The sequence below is a fragment of the Streptococcus sp. 27098_8_23 genome, from assembly GCF_041432195.1.
GTDB lineage: Bacteria > Bacillota > Bacilli > Lactobacillales > Streptococcaceae > Streptococcus.
Window position 1 is genome coordinate 681,354 of the sequence record NZ_JAPVZF010000001.1, and the last position, 15,137, is coordinate 696,490.

A 15,137-nucleotide genomic window follows, 5' to 3' on the forward strand; every position below is an offset into this window, starting at 1 on the left:
GGACCATTATTTCGTTCGGTATTCGTTTATTGGATTGTTGTGCTAGATATATAATACAATATCTTTTTGAATTTGGCAAGCGTTTTTATAATTTTTTTATCGTAGCAGATTTTTGCATTCAAAAAATAAAAACGATAGAATATGACTATCAAAGCTATAAGGAGTTTTCTATGAGAGAATATGATATCATCGCCATTGGTGGAGGAAGCGGCGGCATTGCCACTATGAACCGCGCTGGCGAACACGGTGCTAAAGCTGCTGTTATCGAAGAGAAAAAATTAGGTGGAACCTGCGTCAATGTCGGCTGTGTTCCTAAGAAAATCATGTGGTATGGAGCGCAAATCGCTGAAAACTTCCACCACTACGGCCCTGACTATGGTTTTACAAGTTCAGATGTTCAATTTGATTTTGCTAAACTTCGTCAAAACCGTGAAGCCTACATTGATCGCGCTCGCTCATCTTATGATGGAAGTTTCAAGCGCAACGGGGTTGATTTGATTGAAGGTCGTGCTCATTTTGTTGATTCCCACACAGTCAGCGTTAATGGTGAATTGATTCGTGCCAAGCATATCGTGATTGCGACTGGCGCTCGTCCAAGCATCCCAACTATTCCTGGAGCTGAACTCGGTGGTAGCTCAGACGATGTCTTCGCTTGGGAGCAACTTCCTGACTCCGTTGCGATTCTTGGAGCTGGTTATATCGCCGTTGAATTAGCAGGTGTTCTCCACGCGCTAGGAGTAAAAACGGATTTGTTTGTCCGTCGTGATCGTCCCTTGCGTAGTTTTGACAGCTATATCGTTGAAGGACTTGTCAATGAAATGGAAAAAACAGCTCTACCTTTGCACACACATAAGGTACCCGTCAAGCTCGAAGAAACGGAGCAAGGTATTACCATTTATTTCGAAGACGGTTCTAGTCACACTGCCAGCCAAGTTATCTGGGCTACCGGTCGCCGTCCAAATGTAGACGGTCTAGAGTTAGAAAAGGCTGGCGTTACACTCAACCAACGTGGATTTATCCAAGTGGATGAGTATCAGAATACAGTTGTAGATGGCATCTATGCTCTTGGAGATGTGACTGGTGAGAAGGAACTGACCCCAGTAGCCATCAAGGCAGGACGTACCCTATCTGAACGCCTTTTCAACGGGAAAACAAATGCCAAGATGGACTACACGACTATCCCTACAGTTGTCTTCTCCCACCCAGCAATCGGAACCGTTGGTTTAACTGAGGATCAAGCTATAAAAGAATACGGCAAAGATAACATCAAAGTCTACAAGTCAAGCTTTGCATCCATGTACTCAGCCGTTACAAACCATCGTCAAGAGTCTCGCTTCAAACTCATCACCACCGGTGCTGACGAAAAAGTTGTTGGACTACACGGACTTGGTTACGGAGTGGATGAGATGATTCAAGGATTCGCTGTTGCCATCAAGATGGGTGCAACCAAGGCGGACTTTGATGCTACAGTAGCTATCCACCCAACCGCTTCAGAAGAATTTGTGACCATGCGCTAATTATCGCAAGAGACCTCTTGAGGTCTCTTTTTACTTGTAAAATCGGCCGTTACAAAATTGTTACCTTGATTTCAAAAATAGGTTGACTTTTCTTTCTAAATTAGTATAATAGTTACTATAATTTTGAAAAGAGGTTAACAGTTTTGAAAAAAGCTCATATCTATGCTATCCCTGCTATCGGTGCTGCTCTCATCGCTGTATTGGCACAAATCAGTCTCCCTATTGGTCCTGTACCTTTCACTTTGCAAAACTTTGCAATCGGTCTGATTGCTACTGTTTTTAGACCTAGGGAAGCTGTTTTATCTGTAGCTCTCTATCTCTTGCTGGGTGCCATTGGTTTACCTGTTTTTGCAGGGGGAGGAGCTGGATTTCACGTTTTAGTCGGCCCAAGTGCAGGCTATCTTTGGTTCGACCTTGTCTATGCTGGACTTACATCTTATCTCATCCATCAAAATAGTGGCTATATCCGCATTTTCCTAGCCAACCTCTTGGGTGACTCCCTCGTCTTTGTCGGGGGAATTCTCAGCCTCCACTTCCTTGCTGGTATGCCACTTGACAAGGCACTCGCTGTTGGCGTCCTTCCCTTTATCCTCCCTGATCTTGGTAAGATTATTGCCATTAGTTTCATTAGTCGTCCCCTACTCGAACGATTGAAAAGTCTTCCATATTTTTCAAGATAAAAGAATAGTCCAGAACCATTGTTCTGGACTATTTCCTTTCTAAGAATCAACTGTACACTATTTAGCTACTCTACTATTCTTATACCAGTATGAATATTAATCGTTTTATTCTTCAAATTATAGTTATTCACGATATGCAAAGTAGAAAAGTATTCTAATTGATTCAAACCAAATATGCTTCCATTGATTTTGGATGCTTAGCAATTGTATACTTTTCAGAAAACGCATTTTCACTGATAGAGCTATATTTTATAAATTATTTGTGATACAATAGAGCTACCTAAAAGATTCAGAAAATTTAATGTTCATTGATTGTTTATATTAACTTGAACATTCTGATTTTTCTTCATTCAAAAATAACTGTAAATAATTATAAGTAGAAAGGTAATTCTATGGCAAAGAATACTCGTGAGCTAATCATTGGGGCTCTCATCACACTAGCTAAGAAAAATCCTCAGCGTAGTTCCTTTACAATGACTGAAATTGCTGCTGAAGCTGGTATTTCACGACAAGCGATTTATCAAAAGCATTTTAACAACTTTGAAGATATTATCGAATACATTCACGAAGAGACCAATCAGGACATTTTTAACGTCTTTAATAAGTACTGCCCTAGCAATGATGGAGATCCTATCAGCTTTTTAGCAGACCATATACTTCCTCTCATATACGAAAAAAGGAAAGTTATTAACACCTTGTATACCACACAAGTCGACCCATGTTGGAAGGAATTTCTGCGTGGAATATACTCAGAGTGGGTACTAAAGAATGTCAATTACCAACTGAAATATAATTTTAATAAAGAGGACATCGCTTATATCATTACGACCATGGCAATCTCTTTCATTGAAGTCTGGATTCGTAAAGATAATCCAATACCACCTGAAGAGTATAGAGAGACTTTCATTCAATTATCTAAGACTTCTCTCTGTGACTATATTGTGTCCTAAAAAAGAATCTTGAGTTGCACTCAAGATTCTTTTTATTGTTGCCCTTTAAAGGTATCGACCATTACCTGAAATTCTTCATTGGAAAGCGTGATTCCTTTTCCCATTTTGGTATGGTCTGGGCTCCAAGCGCGAATGTCAAACTTTGCAGGGGCACCATTAAAGCTAACGCGATTTAGTTCTTTTGTCCATCCTTTGTCATTTTCAGACAAGGTGAGCAAGTGTTCTTCGATTTCAAATGTAAATTCTGCCATTTTAACTCCTTTATGTGATATGCTTTCTATAGTCTATTCGTAAAAATCTTGTGGTTTTTAGGAAAATTTTATATAATGTGGATATATAAGAAGGGAGGATTCTATGAGACAGACATTCAAACTAGTTCTAGGTAAACTACATGGTTTTCTCAATGGGAATGATGATCATCCTCAAATCGAGGACAACTCCCTCACTGCTATGATTGAACAAGCCATCCATAAAAAGACGGCTGTTCATGTGATACTTGCTGAGACAAGTTTTACGGGTGATATTGTCAAACACGATGCTAATCGCCAACAAATTATCGTCAAAAATTTTTCAAAAAACGTGACCCGAATCATTCGTATCAGTGACATTAAGCGACTTCGTTTTGTTCCCTCAACTGTACAAAAAGCTCAGAAAAGCCTATTTAAGAAAGAGTGAGATGTTCTTTGCATCCCACTCTTTTTCTTAACGGATTTGTTCAAAATGAAGATGAACGGCGATATGGTCGCCATAACCACTTCTCTCCAAATCGCGTTGCAAACGATAAGAGATATAGTGTTCTGCAATTGTGATGTAACCAGCTCCAAGTAAGCGGTGCTCAACCATTGACTGGATCATGCTGATAGTAGCACGTTCTACTTTTGCTTCTTCCAAGTCCAAAACGACTTTTTTAGTAACTTGCGCTAAGTTTTGACGTAGGTCATCAGTCAAAACATAAACTGTTTGGGCTGCTTTTAGAACAGCTTGGTAAATTTTATCTGGATCAAATTCAGCAATTTCTCCATTACGTTTGATTACTTGCATAAGGTTCTCCTTTATTCTTTGTTTTCTTTGATTTCAGCCAGCATCTTTTCTTCTTCGGCTGTCAGTTTATAGTTTTCTAGCAGGTCAGGTCTGCGTTCGTAGGTTTTCTTTAGACTCTCATACAGCCGCCACTGGCGAATCTTTTCATGGTGCCCACTCATGAGCACATCTGGAACCACCATACCTCGATAGTCATAAGGGCGAGTGTACTGAGGATATTCGAGAAGACCCGAAGAAAAGCTATCATCCTGGTGACTAGACTCCTTACCAATCACTTCCGGTATCAATCGCACAGTCGCATCGATCATGGTCATGGCCGCCAATTCTCCTCCAGTCAAAACATAGTCTCCTAGGGAAATTTCATCAGTTACCAAGGTCTTGATGCGCTCGTCATACCCTTCATAATGACCGCAGATAAAGATTAGTTCTTCCTCTTGAGCCAAATCCTCAGCATAAGTCTGATCAAACTGCTTTCCAGCTGGATCGAGGAGAATGACGCGCGGATTTTTCTTTTCAATAGCATCAAAGGCATCGAAAATGGGTTGAGCCCTTAGCAACATCCCCTGACCGCCTCCGTAAGGTTCATCGTCAACATGACGGGCCTTTTCAGCATATTCTCTGAAATTATGATACTGGATATCCAAGAGCCCTTTTTCTCGAGCCTTCCCAACAATCGAGTGTTCCAGCGGAGAAAACATCTCAGGAAAGAGGGTTAAAATATCAATCTTCATCATCTAGTCCTTCTAAGATTTCCACTTCGACCCGCTTGTTTGGAATATCAACATTGAGAACTACTGGTGGAATGTAAGGTAAAAGCAAATCTCGCTTACCTTTTCGCTTGACTACCCAGACATCATTGGCTCCCGGTTGTAGGATTTCCTTGATAGTTCCTATCAAGTTATCACCCTCGTAAACATCCAAACCGATAATCTCGTGATAATAGAATTCTCCATCATCTAGATCGTTCAAATCTTCCTCGGCGACCTTGAGACTATAACCCTTGTACTTTTCAATCGCATTGATATGGTACATGTCTTTGAATTTGATAATGTCAAAGTTCTTATGCTTACGGTGACTTGCGATGGTCACTGTTTGGACAAACTGGTCTTTATCATCAAATAAAGCCAGCTCTGCCCCTTTTTTAAACCGTTCCTCAGCAAAATCCGTCACAGACAAGACTCGCATCTCACCTTGTAGACCCTGCGTATTAACGATTTTCCCAACATTAAAGTAGTTCATCTTGTCTCCTGTACTCTCCTTCTTTCCATCTTATTCTGACAATTCTCGAATAATATTCGCAATTTTTTCTGATTCAGACCATTGTAAATAATGGTGATTCCCTCCTAAAATGAGTTTAGTATTGGAAGTCCAATATTCTGAGTCTCTGTATTCTTTTTCTCTATAAGCCTGACAAAAAATAAATACAGGGACATGAGCTTCTATAGATACATTCTTAAAATCTTCCTCAGTAATCTCACAATATATATGAAATTCTGGAACTTGTCTTTCCAACTCTGAATCTTTTTCTTGCACTAAATCCCAGATTTCTTCATTAGTTTCAGAGCTAAATGCTGCTTGAGTTATGTTCTTAAAATAGACTTCGGGGCCACACTCTTCAATCAGTCTCATTTGCTCTTCCATTTCTGGATAAGGATTTTCTGAAAAATCAGAAAACATTACTTTTTTAGTTGTTGGTTCAATTGCTACTAAAGCCTGACACTTAATTGATTTGTTCATCAATTTGCAAGCTAAAATTCCACTCAAACTATGTGCACAAAGTATATATTCATAAATCGCCAATTCTTCAAGTACTTCATAAACCGCGTCTACAAGATTGTCCAGATTTTTTCCAGATTGGTCATGAATCGGACTCCTACCTGTGTTTGGAAAATCAATTGTCAAATAACCAATTGTGGGAGGAAGTTTTTCAAGTATAAGTGAAAAATTTTCATAACTTGGTAGCAAACCTGCGCCATTTAAACAAACAAGCACTTTCTTTTGCTTTTTATAAGTAACAGAGAGGCTGCCAATTTTTGTAGTTACTTCAAATCGTTTCATAAAGAAATCCACTCATTCTATAACAATGATTTATTAAAAACCCTTATCCTTTATTTTATCACGTTCTAGGGATTTTCACAAGTTGAAGAAAAAAGACACTATAGATATTTTCCCTCCAAAAATTCTTCCAAATCTCGTTCATGTTGGTACTTAATGGCAGCCTTCTTATCTTTGTCAAAGATGGTTTTGGTTAGATCAATGTCGTTTATGGTCGCGATTGCGACGGTGTAGTGAATGATATCAGCTAGTTCTTTGGCTAGTTCCTCATTTGAGTCCTGGACAGACTCTTTTCGACCAGAGCGCCCGTTCAAGACCTCGGCTACTTCTCCGACTTCCTCCACTAGCTTGATAAAGAGACCTTCCTCAGTCCGAGATTGCTGGTAATGTTCGAGTAAGTAAGCTTGTAATTGTCTAAACGTTAAATCCTTCATCTTCTCCTCCTCACAAAAAAGCGAGACTTCTGTCCCGCTTTTCTTATTTTTCGTCGATAACGATTCTTACTTTCTTGTCTTCAGTTGGGACAGAGTAGACAATCGTTCTTATCGCTGAGATAGTGCGACCTTTACGACCGATAACACGACCGACATCGCTTTGGTCAAGATCCAAGTGATACTCCAAAAACTCTGGTGTGTCTTCGATCTTGATAGTTAAGGCATCAGGTTGTGAAATCAAAGGTTTCACAATCGCAATAATGAGATTTTCAATCGTATCCATCTGTCAACCTACTTTAAACTTATTTTGAGAATTTAGAATCGTGGAATTTTTTCAATACGCCTTCTTTTGAAAGGATGTTGCGAACTGTATCTGAAGGTTGAGCTCCATCAGCCAACCATGCAAGAACGCGGTCTTCTTTCAAAGTTACTTGGTTTTCAGCAACAAGTGGGTTGTAAGTACCAACTGTTTCGATGAAACGTCCGTCACGTGGTGAACGTGAGTCTGCTACGTTGATACGGTAGAAAGGTTTTTTCTTAGAACCCATACGAGTCAAACGGATTTTAACTGCCATTTTTTAATGTCTCTTTTCTTATTTTTTTATTTCGGTGAAATAGCTGAGCTATTTAGCACATGTTCTATTATAGCAGATTTCTGACAGGTGTCAAGAAAAAAACTTGACAGAGTTTTAATTTTTTTAACTCCTAGAAATTTTTAGTAAAATCATTAACATTTGAAATCACCTCCCTTTTAGGGTACAATGGTAGAAATGAATTTTTGAGAGGAAAACAATGAAAAAACTAGCAACCCTTCTTTTACTATCAACTGTAGCCCTTGTTGGATGTACTAGTATCCAACGTAGTCTCCGTGGTGATGAATATGTCGACTCCAGCATCTCAGCTGAAGAAAGCTCAAAAGCAGCTGCTCAGGCTGCCAAAGATTTGAATGACGCATTGACCAATGAAAATGCCAACTTCCCTCAACTTTCTAAGGAAGTTGCTGAAGATGAAGCTGAGGTCATTTTACACACAAATCAAGGCGATATCCGCATCAAACTCTTTCCAAAACTAGCACCTCTTGCGGTTGAAAACTTCCTTACTCACGCTAAGGAAGGCTACTATAACGGCATCACCTTCCACCGTGTCATCGATGGCTTTATGGTCCAAACTGGAGATCCTAAGGGAGATGGTACAGGTGGACAATCTATCTGGCATGATAAGGATAAAACAAAGGACAAAGGAACTGGTTTCAAAAATGAAATCTCTCCTTACCTATACAATATCCGAGGAGCCCTTGCTATGGCTAACACTGGACAACCAAACACCAACGGTAGCCAGTTCTTCATCAACCAAAACTCAACAGATATTTCAGCTAAACTCCCTACAAGCAAGTATCCAAAGAAAATCATCGAAGCCTATAAAGAAGGTGGAAATCCAAGTCTAGACGGCAAACACCCTGTCTTTGGTCAAGTCATCGATGGCATGGACGTTGTTGACAAGATTGCCAAAGCTGAAAAAGATGAGAAAGACAAACCAACTACCGCTATCACCATTGACAGTATCGAAGTAGTCAAGGACTACGACTTCAGCAAAAAATAAGCCATCAACAGATAAGGAGACGATGAAATGATTTTATTTTGGGGTTCTAAAGGTTATCAGAAAGATTTGGGACATACGCAAACTGCGATCGAATGTGGTCACTGTAACAATGTTGACACTTGGGAGATTGTAGAAACTGGACGCAAGTTCACCCTCTACTGGATTCCACTTTTCCCTTATGGTAAAAGCTACTTCGTTTCTTGTCCGATTTGCCACTATGGTAAAGAAATTGAGAAATCTGAAGTTGAAAGCTTTTTAAATTACTAGTCAAAAAAGCCAAGTCATTTCGACTTGGCCTTTTTAGTGCTTTTAAGTTAGCTTGTTAAAGTCCCAGATTTGGTCCATCCAGCCTTCATAAAAGTCTGGTTCGTGGCAAACCATAAGGATAGAACCCTTGTATTCTTTGAGAGCGCGTTTGAGTTCTTCCTTGGCATCCACATCCAAGTGGTTGGTCGGCTCGTCCAGCACTAAGACGTTGTTTTCACGGTTCATCAAGAGACAGAAACGCACCTTGGCTTGTTCACCACCTGATAAGACCTGAATCTGGCTTTCGATATGCTTAGTTGTCAAACCACAACGAGCAAGGGCTGCACGAACTTCTGCTTGGTTGAGGGCAGGAAAGGCATTCCAGACGGCTTCAAGAGGGGTTTGACGATTGCCACCTTCTACTTCTTGCTCAAAGTAGCCAAGTTCTAGGTAGTCGCCACGTTCGACTTCTCCAGCGATTGGCGGAATAATGCCCAAGAGAGACTTCAAGAGGGTTGTTTTCCCAATACCATTGGCCCCAATAATTGCAACCTTTTGATTGCGTTCAAAGGTTAGGTTTAAGGGTTTAGTAAGTGGACGGTCATAACCAATCTGCAAGTCCTTGGCTTGGAAGATAAAGCGCCCAGGTGTACGAGCTGGTTTGAAATCAAAGGATGGCTTTGGTTTCTCACTTTGAAGTTCGATGATGTCCATCTTGTCGAGTTTCTTTTGACGGGACATGGCCATGTTTCGTGTTGCAACACGGGCTTTATTGCGGGCTACGAAATCCTTGAGGTCCGCTATCTCTTTCTGTTGACGCTCATAGGCTGCTTCCAGTTGAGATTTCTTCATAGCATAAACTTCTTGGAACTGGTAGTAGTCACCAGAGTAACGCGTCAACTGTTGATTTTCAACATGATAGACGATATTGATTACGTCGTTGAGGAAAGGAATATCGTGCGAAATAAGGACAAAGGCATTCTCATAGTTTTGGAGATAACGCTTGATCCAGTCAATGTGTTCAGCATCCAAGTAGTTGGTTGGCTCGTCAAGCAACAAGATATCTGGTTTTTCAAGGAGAAGTTTAGCCAGAAGCACCTTGGTTCTTTGTCCACCTGATAAGGCTGTTACATCTGTATCCATACCATAGTCCATGACACCGAGGGCACGCGCTACTTCATCAATCTTGGCATCTAAAGTATAAAAATCACGACTCTCCAAACGGTCTTGGAGTTCTCCAACTTCTTCCATCAGCGTATCGATATCTGCTCCTTCTTCTGCCATTTCCATGTAGAGGTCATTGATACGTGCTTCTGCTTTGAAAAGCTCATCAAAGGCAGTACGGAGTACATCACGCACAGTTTGACCTTCCTTTAGCACAGCATGCTGGTCCAAGTAGCCAGCAGTCACATACTTAGACCACTCCACCTTTCCTTCGTCTGGTAACATCTTACCAGTCACAATGCTCATAAAGGTTGATTTCCCCTCACCATTGGCACCGACTAAACCGATATGTTCTCCCTTGAGGAGACGGAAAGACACATCTTCAAAAATTGCACGGTCACCAAAACCATGACTCAAATTTTTAACTTCTAAAATACTCATTCTAATTCCTTATCTTGTTTTTATGCAGTCCTTTATAGAGGACCCAAGCCAAATAGCCTCCTAGGGTATTGGTCCACAAATCGTCAATCTCAAAGACGCGATTAAAGTCGAAGAAAAAATCTAAGACCAGCTGCGTACATTCAATTCCTAAGCTCAGAAGAAAACTGAGAAATACGATTTTTTTCGTTTTTCGTAAGTTTGGACAGAGGTAGAGCAGTTGAAAGACCAGAGGGATGAGCAAGAAGACATTTAAAATGTTCTGCAAAAAGATCCAAATAACTTGTCCCAAACTGGTCACTTCACCTAGATTCCACAGGGAGTTTAAGGGAGTTAAAAGAAAAACCAGGCGTCCAAAAGTTTGAATACCTGGAGTTTCCACTCCTGTAGGAAGTTGAGGCTGGGGAGTAAAACAAAAACAGACAATGCATAGACTATAAACAGCCACTCCCAATCTTAAGATTAATTCTCTTTTTCTAGTCATTTTATGGATTTACCGCTGCGACTGCCTTCTGGCGGTCACGTTTCATTGTATTGGAGCGCAATTGTCCACAAGCTGCATCAATATCAGTACCATGTTCTTGACGAACAACACAGTTGACCCCTTTTTTCTTGAGGGTATCGTAGAAGGCCATCACGCGCTCTTTAGGACTACGGCTATATTGGTCATGTTCACTAACTGGATTATAAGGAATCAAGTTGACATAAGACAATTTCTTGATGTTCTTGAGCAACTCCGCCAGTTCCAAGGCTTGTTCAACACCGTCGTTGACTTCATTGAGCATGATGTATTCAAAGGTCACACGTCGATTAGTTGTTTCGATATAGTACTCAATAGCTGCAAAAAGCTTTTCTATCGGAAAGGCACGGTTAATCTTCATGATGCTTGAGCGCAATTCATTATTGGGTGCGTGAAGGGAAACAGCGAGATTGACCTGTACGCCTTCATTAGCAAAGTCACGAATTTTATGAGCCAAACCTGAAGTTGAAACTGTGATGTGACGAGCACCGATAGCCATCCCCTTGTCATCATTGATGGTACGGACAAAATTCAAAACATTGTTGTAGTTATCAAATGGTTCACCAATTCCCATGACAACGATATGGCTGACACGTTCGTCCTGCCCACGCTCATCAAAGTATTTCTGAACCAACATGATCTGCGCTACGATTTCACCGTTATTAAGGTCACGTTGCTTCTTAATCAAGCCTGATGCACAGAAAGTACAACCAATGTTACATCCCACCTGTGTGGTCACACAGACTGATAAACCATAGTGTTGACGCATCAGCACTGTTTCAATCAACATACCATCTGGCAACTCGAAAAGATACTTAACAGTACCGTCAGCCGACTCTTGTACAATACGTTGTTTCAAAGGATTGACCACAAACTGGTCATTGAGCTTAGCAATCAAATCCTTGGAAAGGTTGGTCATTTCTTCAAAGGACTGGACACGTTTACGGTAGAGCCATTCCCAGATTTGATCTGCTCGGAATTTTTTTTCTCCTTGTTCTAATACCCATTCTTGCATGGCTTGACGTGTTAAACTATAAATAGACGGTTTCATCTCTTCTCCTTATTCTCTATCTATTTCTGACGAATGACAAAATGGCGCTGTCCCTTGTCCTCTTTCTGAGACTTTTGATCCTTATGACGACGTCTATTTCTCTTATCCGCATTTGGTTTTCTCTTGTTTTGCGAAGGTTTCTTGCCTCTTCTAGGAAGGTTTTCCTCTTCTTTTTTACGCATTTTCTTGTCAAATGACGCACGCTTAGGCGCTTGGTTTTCTAGGACAAAATAAGCACAACCATAACTACAATACTCTAAAAGATAATCCTGTAAGCGACTGATTTTTTCAATTTTTTCCTCTGTTCGATCGTCTTTGTAAAAACCGCGTAGGCGAAGCTGTTCATTGCTCCAGTCCCCCACGACATAATCAAACTTGGTCAACACTTCTGAGAAGCGTTGATTAAAGACTGTCACATCGAAAGCATCCTTGATATTTTCAACCAAGGTAAAAGCGATTCCTTCAGTCTCAATCTTATCCCCATTCATATGAAATTCTGGGCCAGGAAACTTGTTATAGTTGTATAATTCAGGTGCAATTTCTTTACGCATAGTCTTCCTTTTCCATGATTACTTAACACTCTATTTTACCATATTTTCTACAAGTTGGCACGAATATCCTGAAAATGAAAAAAGTCTGACGATTCTGTCAGACTTCTGCTTTATAACCTTAAAAAGAGAAGAACAATTCTTCCCTCCATATTTTATTATTTAGCTGCTGCGTAAAGCTCGTCTACCTTGTTCCAGTTAATGACTGAGAAGAAAGCTTTGATGTAGTCAGGACGCACGTTGCGGTATTTCACGTAGTAAGCATGTTCCCAAACATCCAAGCCCAAAATTGGTTTTTTACCTTCTGAGATTGGTGTGTCTTGGTTTGCTGTTGAAGTCACTTCAAGCTTCCCTTCTTTGTTGACAACCAACCATGCCCAGCCAGAACCAAAGCGAGTTGTAGCTGCTGCTGTAAAGGCTGCTTGGAACTCTTCAAATGAACCAAATGTTGCATCGATTGCTGCTGCAAGTTCTGCTGATGGAGCTGTTTTCTCAGGAGTCATCAATTCCCAGAAAAGAGCGTGGTTCAAGTGTCCACCACCATTGTTGATAAGCGCTTGGCGGATATCAGCTGGGATAGAATCTACATCAGCAAGCAAGGCTTCAAGGTCTTCACCGATTTCAGGGTGTTTTTCAAGAGCAGCATTTGCATTGTTGACATAAGTTTGATGGTGTTTGTCATGGTGCAAGTGCATTGTTTCAGCATCGATGTATGGTTCCAAAGCGTCATACGCGTATGGAAGGTCTGGTAAGATAATAGCCATCTGTAATACCTCTTTTTCTTTCTATATGAAAATGATAACGCAATCATTCTCTTTTTTCAAGTTTTTTGCTCAATTTGCTTCTGCCGCGATCTGCAAAAGCGCCTTTTCAAACAGGTAGCCTTTTTCATAGACACCTGTCTTAATCTGGTAGTCTGTTTCAATCAAATAAGAAATCGCTCGCTTGAGAAAGGCAATGGAAATCCCTCTCGAATCTCTCAGTGCAAACTTGATTTGATAAGGATTAGGATTACGCCCCAAGTAAGTTCCCAGACTGCTTGCGATCTGCGATTCCGTCTGACCAGTCTCTGATAAAATCTTCACTTGGGTAAAGGTACGAAACTGTCCTAACATGACAGCTATGAGCTTGATCTCATCCTCCCCTTGCAAGGTCAAGTCTCTAACTAGGTCACGGGCCAGGTCAATCTTCTTAGCTAAAATAAGCTGAGTCAAATCAAAAATATTGTCCTGGAGAGTCTTTGGAATAGCCTCGACAATGTCCTTCTCCTCTATCACACCGTCTGACTTATAAGACTGTAAAAAAAGGAGGTTTTTCTGGATTTCACTAAATTGAAAACCAGATTTGAGAAGTAGATTTTCAAAAGATTTTTCCGCAAACTGCAGACCTTGTCTCTGGCTCCATTTTTGGAAATACTGGCGGAGTTCTTGTTCTCTGGCTTCTACTGCATCAAAGACAGTCGCATCACGTTTGAGAAGTTTAACCAACCGTCTCTTGCTATCCAGCTTTCCTTCTGCAAAAATTAAGAGTTTAGTCGTTGGTGAAGGATTGTCAAGATATTCCTCAAATGACTTGAGTTCATCATCTGTTAAAAAACGTTTCTTGGCTGTTGTAATATCGACAAAATGATCAAGTATCACGATTTTCTCATCCGCAAAGAAAGGGAGACTGACCAGCTCCAGTTCCACATCCTTATAGGCTACTTCTTTCATGTCAAAGTAGGCAAAATTGAGGTCGGCTGGATCATAGCCAATCTGCTTCAATACTTGACTCTTCATAACTTCAAACTGGCCCTGGTCTGTCCCTGTAAATAGATTCAAGCTAGATAAGTTTGATAAAGACAAGTTTTGACTCTCTTCTATGGCTAGCATCTTCTCTCCTTTCTTCTTGTTTTTCTATTTTGTTTAGTCAATATAGCGCAATTTCCCACGGAAATCTTCTAGGCTCTCGTACCCTTTTTCCGTCATGATTGCTTTTAGTTCATTGGTAATGCGCTCAAAAGCACCAACGCCTTCCTTATGAAGGGTGGTTCCCACCTGTACCATACTAGCACCACAAAGGATATGTTCAAAGGCATCACGACCTGACAATACGCCACCCGTTCCGATGATTTGGATTTGAGGATTGAGACGTTGGTAGAAGGCATGTACATTCGCTAGAGCTGTTGGTTTGATATACTCTCCACCAATGCCACCGAAACCGTTTTTGGGACGAATCACGACAGACTCATCTTCAATATAGAGACCATTTCCGATAGAATTAACACAGTTAACAAACTTGAGTGGATATTTGTTGAAAATAGCAGCCGCTTGATCAAAGTGAACAATATCAAAATAAGGTGGCAATTTGATTCCAAGAGGTTTGGTAAAGTAGGCAAATACTTCTGCCAAGATACAATCTGTTGTCTCAAAATCATAAGCAATCTGAGGTTTTCCTGGAACATTTGGACAAGAGAGATTAAGCTCTGTCAGTCCTTTGAATTCACTCTCTTGAACTTTTTTCAAGATGGTATGTGTTTCTTCTGGAGACATGCCGACCAGAGATAGGAAGAAAGTATGGTTTGGCTCTTTTTCCTGCAAGTCCAAAAGATAGTCCAGATAGTAGTCTAAGCCATTATTTGGCAAGCCCATGGAGTTGATAGAACCAAGTGGAACATCCTGGTAACGTGGTTCAGGATTTCCCTGACGGAAGTCCAAGGTCGCAGTCTTCGTAACAAAAGTACCTGCCGCTGAGTTTTTGACCCCTTCAAGCTCTCCTATCGTCATACAAGCCACACCCGCTGCATTCATCAAGCAATTGTCAAACTCAAATCCAGCTATTTGTGTTTTCGTTGATACCATGATTCTAATCCTCCTGATTCCTTTTATTTCTAATATTATACCATACTTTAAGAT

The 15,137-nt window shown here is 40.6% G+C and carries 21 protein-coding genes; 6 read left to right on the forward strand and 15 right to left on the reverse strand.

All coding sequences use genetic code 11. The features are described from left to right. The first annotated feature begins 170 nt into the window (after nt 1-170). The 3 genes from gor (at nt 171) to O3652_RS03375 (ending at nt 3,147) form a co-directional block, all read left to right on the forward strand. On the forward strand, nt 171-1,517 hold the full coding sequence (gene gor, locus O3652_RS03365) for a glutathione-disulfide reductase (protein WP_125384518.1): 1,347 nt from the start codon (nt 171-173) through the stop codon (nt 1,515-1,517). Between the two features lie 143 nt (nt 1,518-1,660). Further along, nucleotides 1,661-2,197, forward strand: a complete 537-nt coding sequence (locus tag O3652_RS03370) for a biotin transporter BioY (protein WP_125384517.1) — start codon at nt 1,661-1,663, stop codon at nt 2,195-2,197. Nucleotides 2,198-2,589: 392 nt separating this feature from the next. Further along, nucleotides 2,590-3,147: a TetR/AcrR family transcriptional regulator gene (locus O3652_RS03375; RefSeq protein ID WP_125384516.1), complete on the forward strand. Its 558-nt coding sequence runs from the start codon at nt 2,590-2,592 to the stop codon at nt 3,145-3,147. A 32-nt stretch (nt 3,148-3,179) separates the two neighbouring features. Here O3652_RS03375 and O3652_RS03380 read toward each other — a convergent pair whose 3' ends face one another. After that, nucleotides 3,180-3,398 carry a YdbC family protein gene (locus O3652_RS03380; RefSeq protein WP_125384515.1) on the reverse strand — a complete coding sequence of 73 codons (219 nt, stop codon included), beginning with the start codon at nt 3,396-3,398 and terminating at the stop codon, nt 3,180-3,182. A gap of 103 nt (nt 3,399-3,501) precedes the next feature. Here O3652_RS03380 and O3652_RS03385 point away from each other — a divergent pair, with 103 nt between their 5' ends. Then, nucleotides 3,502-3,822 carry a hypothetical protein gene (locus O3652_RS03385; RefSeq protein ID WP_061420780.1) on the forward strand — a complete coding sequence of 107 codons (321 nt, stop codon included), beginning with the start codon at nt 3,502-3,504 and terminating at the stop codon, nt 3,820-3,822. A 27-nt stretch (nt 3,823-3,849) separates the two neighbouring features. Here the strand turns inward: O3652_RS03385 and O3652_RS03390 are convergent, their stop codons facing one another. The 7 genes from O3652_RS03390 to rpsP form a co-directional block, all read right to left on the reverse strand. Beyond that, nucleotides 3,850-4,188, reverse strand: coding sequence for an ATP cone domain-containing protein (locus O3652_RS03390; RefSeq protein WP_001196045.1), 339 nt, complete (start codon nt 4,186-4,188; stop codon nt 3,850-3,852). Between the two features lie 11 nt (nt 4,189-4,199). Then, nucleotides 4,200-4,919, reverse strand: coding sequence for a tRNA (guanosine(37)-N1)-methyltransferase TrmD (trmD, locus tag O3652_RS03395; RefSeq protein ID WP_008277730.1), 720 nt, complete (start codon nt 4,917-4,919; stop codon nt 4,200-4,202). Next, nucleotides 4,909-5,427: a ribosome maturation factor RimM gene (rimM, locus tag O3652_RS03400; RefSeq protein WP_001105876.1), complete on the reverse strand. Its 519-nt coding sequence runs from the start codon at nt 5,425-5,427 to the stop codon at nt 4,909-4,911. Before rimM ends, trmD begins: the two co-directional genes overlap by 11 nt. 30 nt (nt 5,428-5,457) lie before the next feature. Then, the gene (locus O3652_RS03405; RefSeq protein WP_000819211.1) at nt 5,458-6,246 is read right to left on the reverse strand and encodes an alpha/beta hydrolase; all 789 of its coding nucleotides are present in this window, start codon (nt 6,244-6,246) and stop codon (nt 5,458-5,460) included. Between the two features lie 98 nt (nt 6,247-6,344). After that, on the reverse strand, nt 6,345-6,677 hold the full coding sequence (locus O3652_RS03410) for a MazG nucleotide pyrophosphohydrolase domain-containing protein (RefSeq protein ID WP_000654125.1): 333 nt from the start codon (nt 6,675-6,677) through the stop codon (nt 6,345-6,347). Nucleotides 6,678-6,720: 43 nt separating this feature from the next. After that, nucleotides 6,721-6,960, reverse strand: a complete 240-nt coding sequence (gene kphA / locus O3652_RS03415; protein WP_000379617.1) for an RNA-binding protein KphA — start codon at nt 6,958-6,960, stop codon at nt 6,721-6,723. 19 nt (nt 6,961-6,979) lie between these two features. Beyond that, entirely contained in the window at nt 6,980-7,252 is a 273-nt protein-coding gene (rpsP, locus tag O3652_RS03420; protein ID WP_000268760.1) for a 30S ribosomal protein S16, read from the reverse strand. Nucleotides 7,253-7,469: 217 nt separating this feature from the next. Here rpsP and O3652_RS03425 point away from each other — a divergent pair, with 217 nt between their 5' ends. Next, nucleotides 7,470-8,276: a peptidylprolyl isomerase gene (locus O3652_RS03425; protein WP_371590064.1), complete on the forward strand. Its 807-nt coding sequence runs from the start codon at nt 7,470-7,472 to the stop codon at nt 8,274-8,276. 27 nt (nt 8,277-8,303) lie between these two features. Beyond that, entirely contained in the window at nt 8,304-8,543 is a 240-nt protein-coding gene (locus O3652_RS03430) for a zinc-ribbon domain-containing protein (protein WP_000600215.1), read from the forward strand. A 42-nt stretch (nt 8,544-8,585) separates the two neighbouring features. Here the strand turns inward: O3652_RS03430 and O3652_RS03435 are convergent, their stop codons facing one another. The 7 genes from O3652_RS03435 to O3652_RS03465 all read right to left on the reverse strand — a co-directional run bounded on the left by O3652_RS03435 (nt 8,586) and on the right by O3652_RS03465 (nt 15,083). Continuing rightward, nucleotides 8,586-10,127, reverse strand: a complete 1,542-nt coding sequence (locus O3652_RS03435) for an ABC-F family ATP-binding cassette domain-containing protein (RefSeq protein ID WP_070567586.1) — start codon at nt 10,125-10,127, stop codon at nt 8,586-8,588. 1 nt (nt 10,128) lies between these two features. Then, nucleotides 10,129-10,608, reverse strand: a complete 480-nt coding sequence (locus tag O3652_RS03440) for a VanZ family protein (protein ID WP_070567588.1) — start codon at nt 10,606-10,608, stop codon at nt 10,129-10,131. 1 nt (nt 10,609) lies between these two features. Continuing rightward, complete coding sequence (rlmN, locus tag O3652_RS03445) at nt 10,610-11,695, reverse strand: 23S rRNA (adenine(2503)-C(2))-methyltransferase RlmN (RefSeq protein ID WP_070567590.1); 1,086 nt, start codon at nt 11,693-11,695, stop codon at nt 10,610-10,612. A 20-nt stretch (nt 11,696-11,715) separates the two neighbouring features. Then, a complete protein-coding gene (locus O3652_RS03450; RefSeq protein ID WP_070567592.1) occupies nt 11,716-12,246 on the reverse strand; it encodes a YutD family protein in 531 nt (176 codons plus the stop codon). Nucleotides 12,247-12,401: 155 nt separating this feature from the next. Further along, nucleotides 12,402-13,007 carry a superoxide dismutase SodA gene (gene sodA / locus O3652_RS03455; RefSeq protein WP_000974728.1) on the reverse strand — a complete coding sequence of 202 codons (606 nt, stop codon included), beginning with the start codon at nt 13,005-13,007 and terminating at the stop codon, nt 12,402-12,404. A gap of 69 nt (nt 13,008-13,076) precedes the next feature. Next, nucleotides 13,077-14,114, reverse strand: coding sequence for a DNA polymerase III subunit delta (holA, locus tag O3652_RS03460; protein ID WP_070567593.1), 1,038 nt, complete (start codon nt 14,112-14,114; stop codon nt 13,077-13,079). Between the two features lie 33 nt (nt 14,115-14,147). Continuing rightward, nucleotides 14,148-15,083 (reverse strand): dihydroorotate oxidase, encoded by a 936-nt coding sequence (locus O3652_RS03465; protein WP_070567595.1) that lies wholly within the window; start codon nt 15,081-15,083, stop codon nt 14,148-14,150. Nucleotides 15,084-15,137 lie beyond the last annotated feature (54 nt).

Excerpts from the sequence above, each read along its gene's own strand:
- gor (WP_125384518.1), top strand. The coding sequence starts at position 171 with ATGAGAGAATATGATATCATCGCCATTGGTGGAGGAAGCGGCGGCATT.
- O3652_RS03375 (WP_125384516.1), top strand. The coding sequence starts at position 2,590 with ATGGCAAAGAATACTCGTGAGCTAATCATTGGGGCTCTCATCACACTA.
- O3652_RS03380 (WP_125384515.1), bottom strand. The coding sequence starts at position 3,398 with ATGGCAGAATTTACATTTGAAATCGAAGAACACTTGCTCACCTTGTCT.
- O3652_RS03385 (WP_061420780.1), top strand. The coding sequence starts at position 3,502 with ATGAGACAGACATTCAAACTAGTTCTAGGTAAACTACATGGTTTTCTC.
- O3652_RS03390 (WP_001196045.1), bottom strand. The coding sequence starts at position 4,188 with ATGCAAGTAATCAAACGTAATGGAGAAATTGCTGAATTTGATCCAGAT.
- trmD (WP_008277730.1), bottom strand. The coding sequence starts at position 4,919 with ATGAAGATTGATATTTTAACCCTCTTTCCTGAGATGTTTTCTCCGCTG.
- rimM (WP_001105876.1), bottom strand. The coding sequence starts at position 5,427 with ATGAACTACTTTAATGTTGGGAAAATCGTTAATACGCAGGGTCTACAA.
- O3652_RS03405 (WP_000819211.1), bottom strand. The coding sequence starts at position 6,246 with ATGAAACGATTTGAAGTAACTACAAAAATTGGCAGCCTCTCTGTTACT.
- O3652_RS03410 (WP_000654125.1), bottom strand. The coding sequence starts at position 6,677 with ATGAAGGATTTAACGTTTAGACAATTACAAGCTTACTTACTCGAACAT.
- kphA (WP_000379617.1), bottom strand. The coding sequence starts at position 6,960 with ATGGATACGATTGAAAATCTCATTATTGCGATTGTGAAACCTTTGATT.
- rpsP (WP_000268760.1), bottom strand. The coding sequence starts at position 7,252 with ATGGCAGTTAAAATCCGTTTGACTCGTATGGGTTCTAAGAAAAAACCT.
- O3652_RS03425 (WP_371590064.1), top strand. The coding sequence starts at position 7,470 with ATGAAAAAACTAGCAACCCTTCTTTTACTATCAACTGTAGCCCTTGTT.
- O3652_RS03430 (WP_000600215.1), top strand. The coding sequence starts at position 8,304 with ATGATTTTATTTTGGGGTTCTAAAGGTTATCAGAAAGATTTGGGACAT.
- O3652_RS03435 (WP_070567586.1), bottom strand. The coding sequence starts at position 10,127 with ATGAGTATTTTAGAAGTTAAAAATTTGAGTCATGGTTTTGGTGACCGT.
- O3652_RS03440 (WP_070567588.1), bottom strand. The coding sequence starts at position 10,608 with ATGACTAGAAAAAGAGAATTAATCTTAAGATTGGGAGTGGCTGTTTAT.
- rlmN (WP_070567590.1), bottom strand. The coding sequence starts at position 11,695 with ATGAAACCGTCTATTTATAGTTTAACACGTCAAGCCATGCAAGAATGG.
- O3652_RS03450 (WP_070567592.1), bottom strand. The coding sequence starts at position 12,246 with ATGCGTAAAGAAATTGCACCTGAATTATACAACTATAACAAGTTTCCT.
- sodA (WP_000974728.1), bottom strand. The coding sequence starts at position 13,007 with ATGGCTATTATCTTACCAGACCTTCCATACGCGTATGACGCTTTGGAA.
- holA (WP_070567593.1), bottom strand. The coding sequence starts at position 14,114 with ATGCTAGCCATAGAAGAGAGTCAAAACTTGTCTTTATCAAACTTATCT.
- O3652_RS03465 (WP_070567595.1), bottom strand. The coding sequence starts at position 15,083 with ATGGTATCAACGAAAACACAAATAGCTGGATTTGAGTTTGACAATTGC.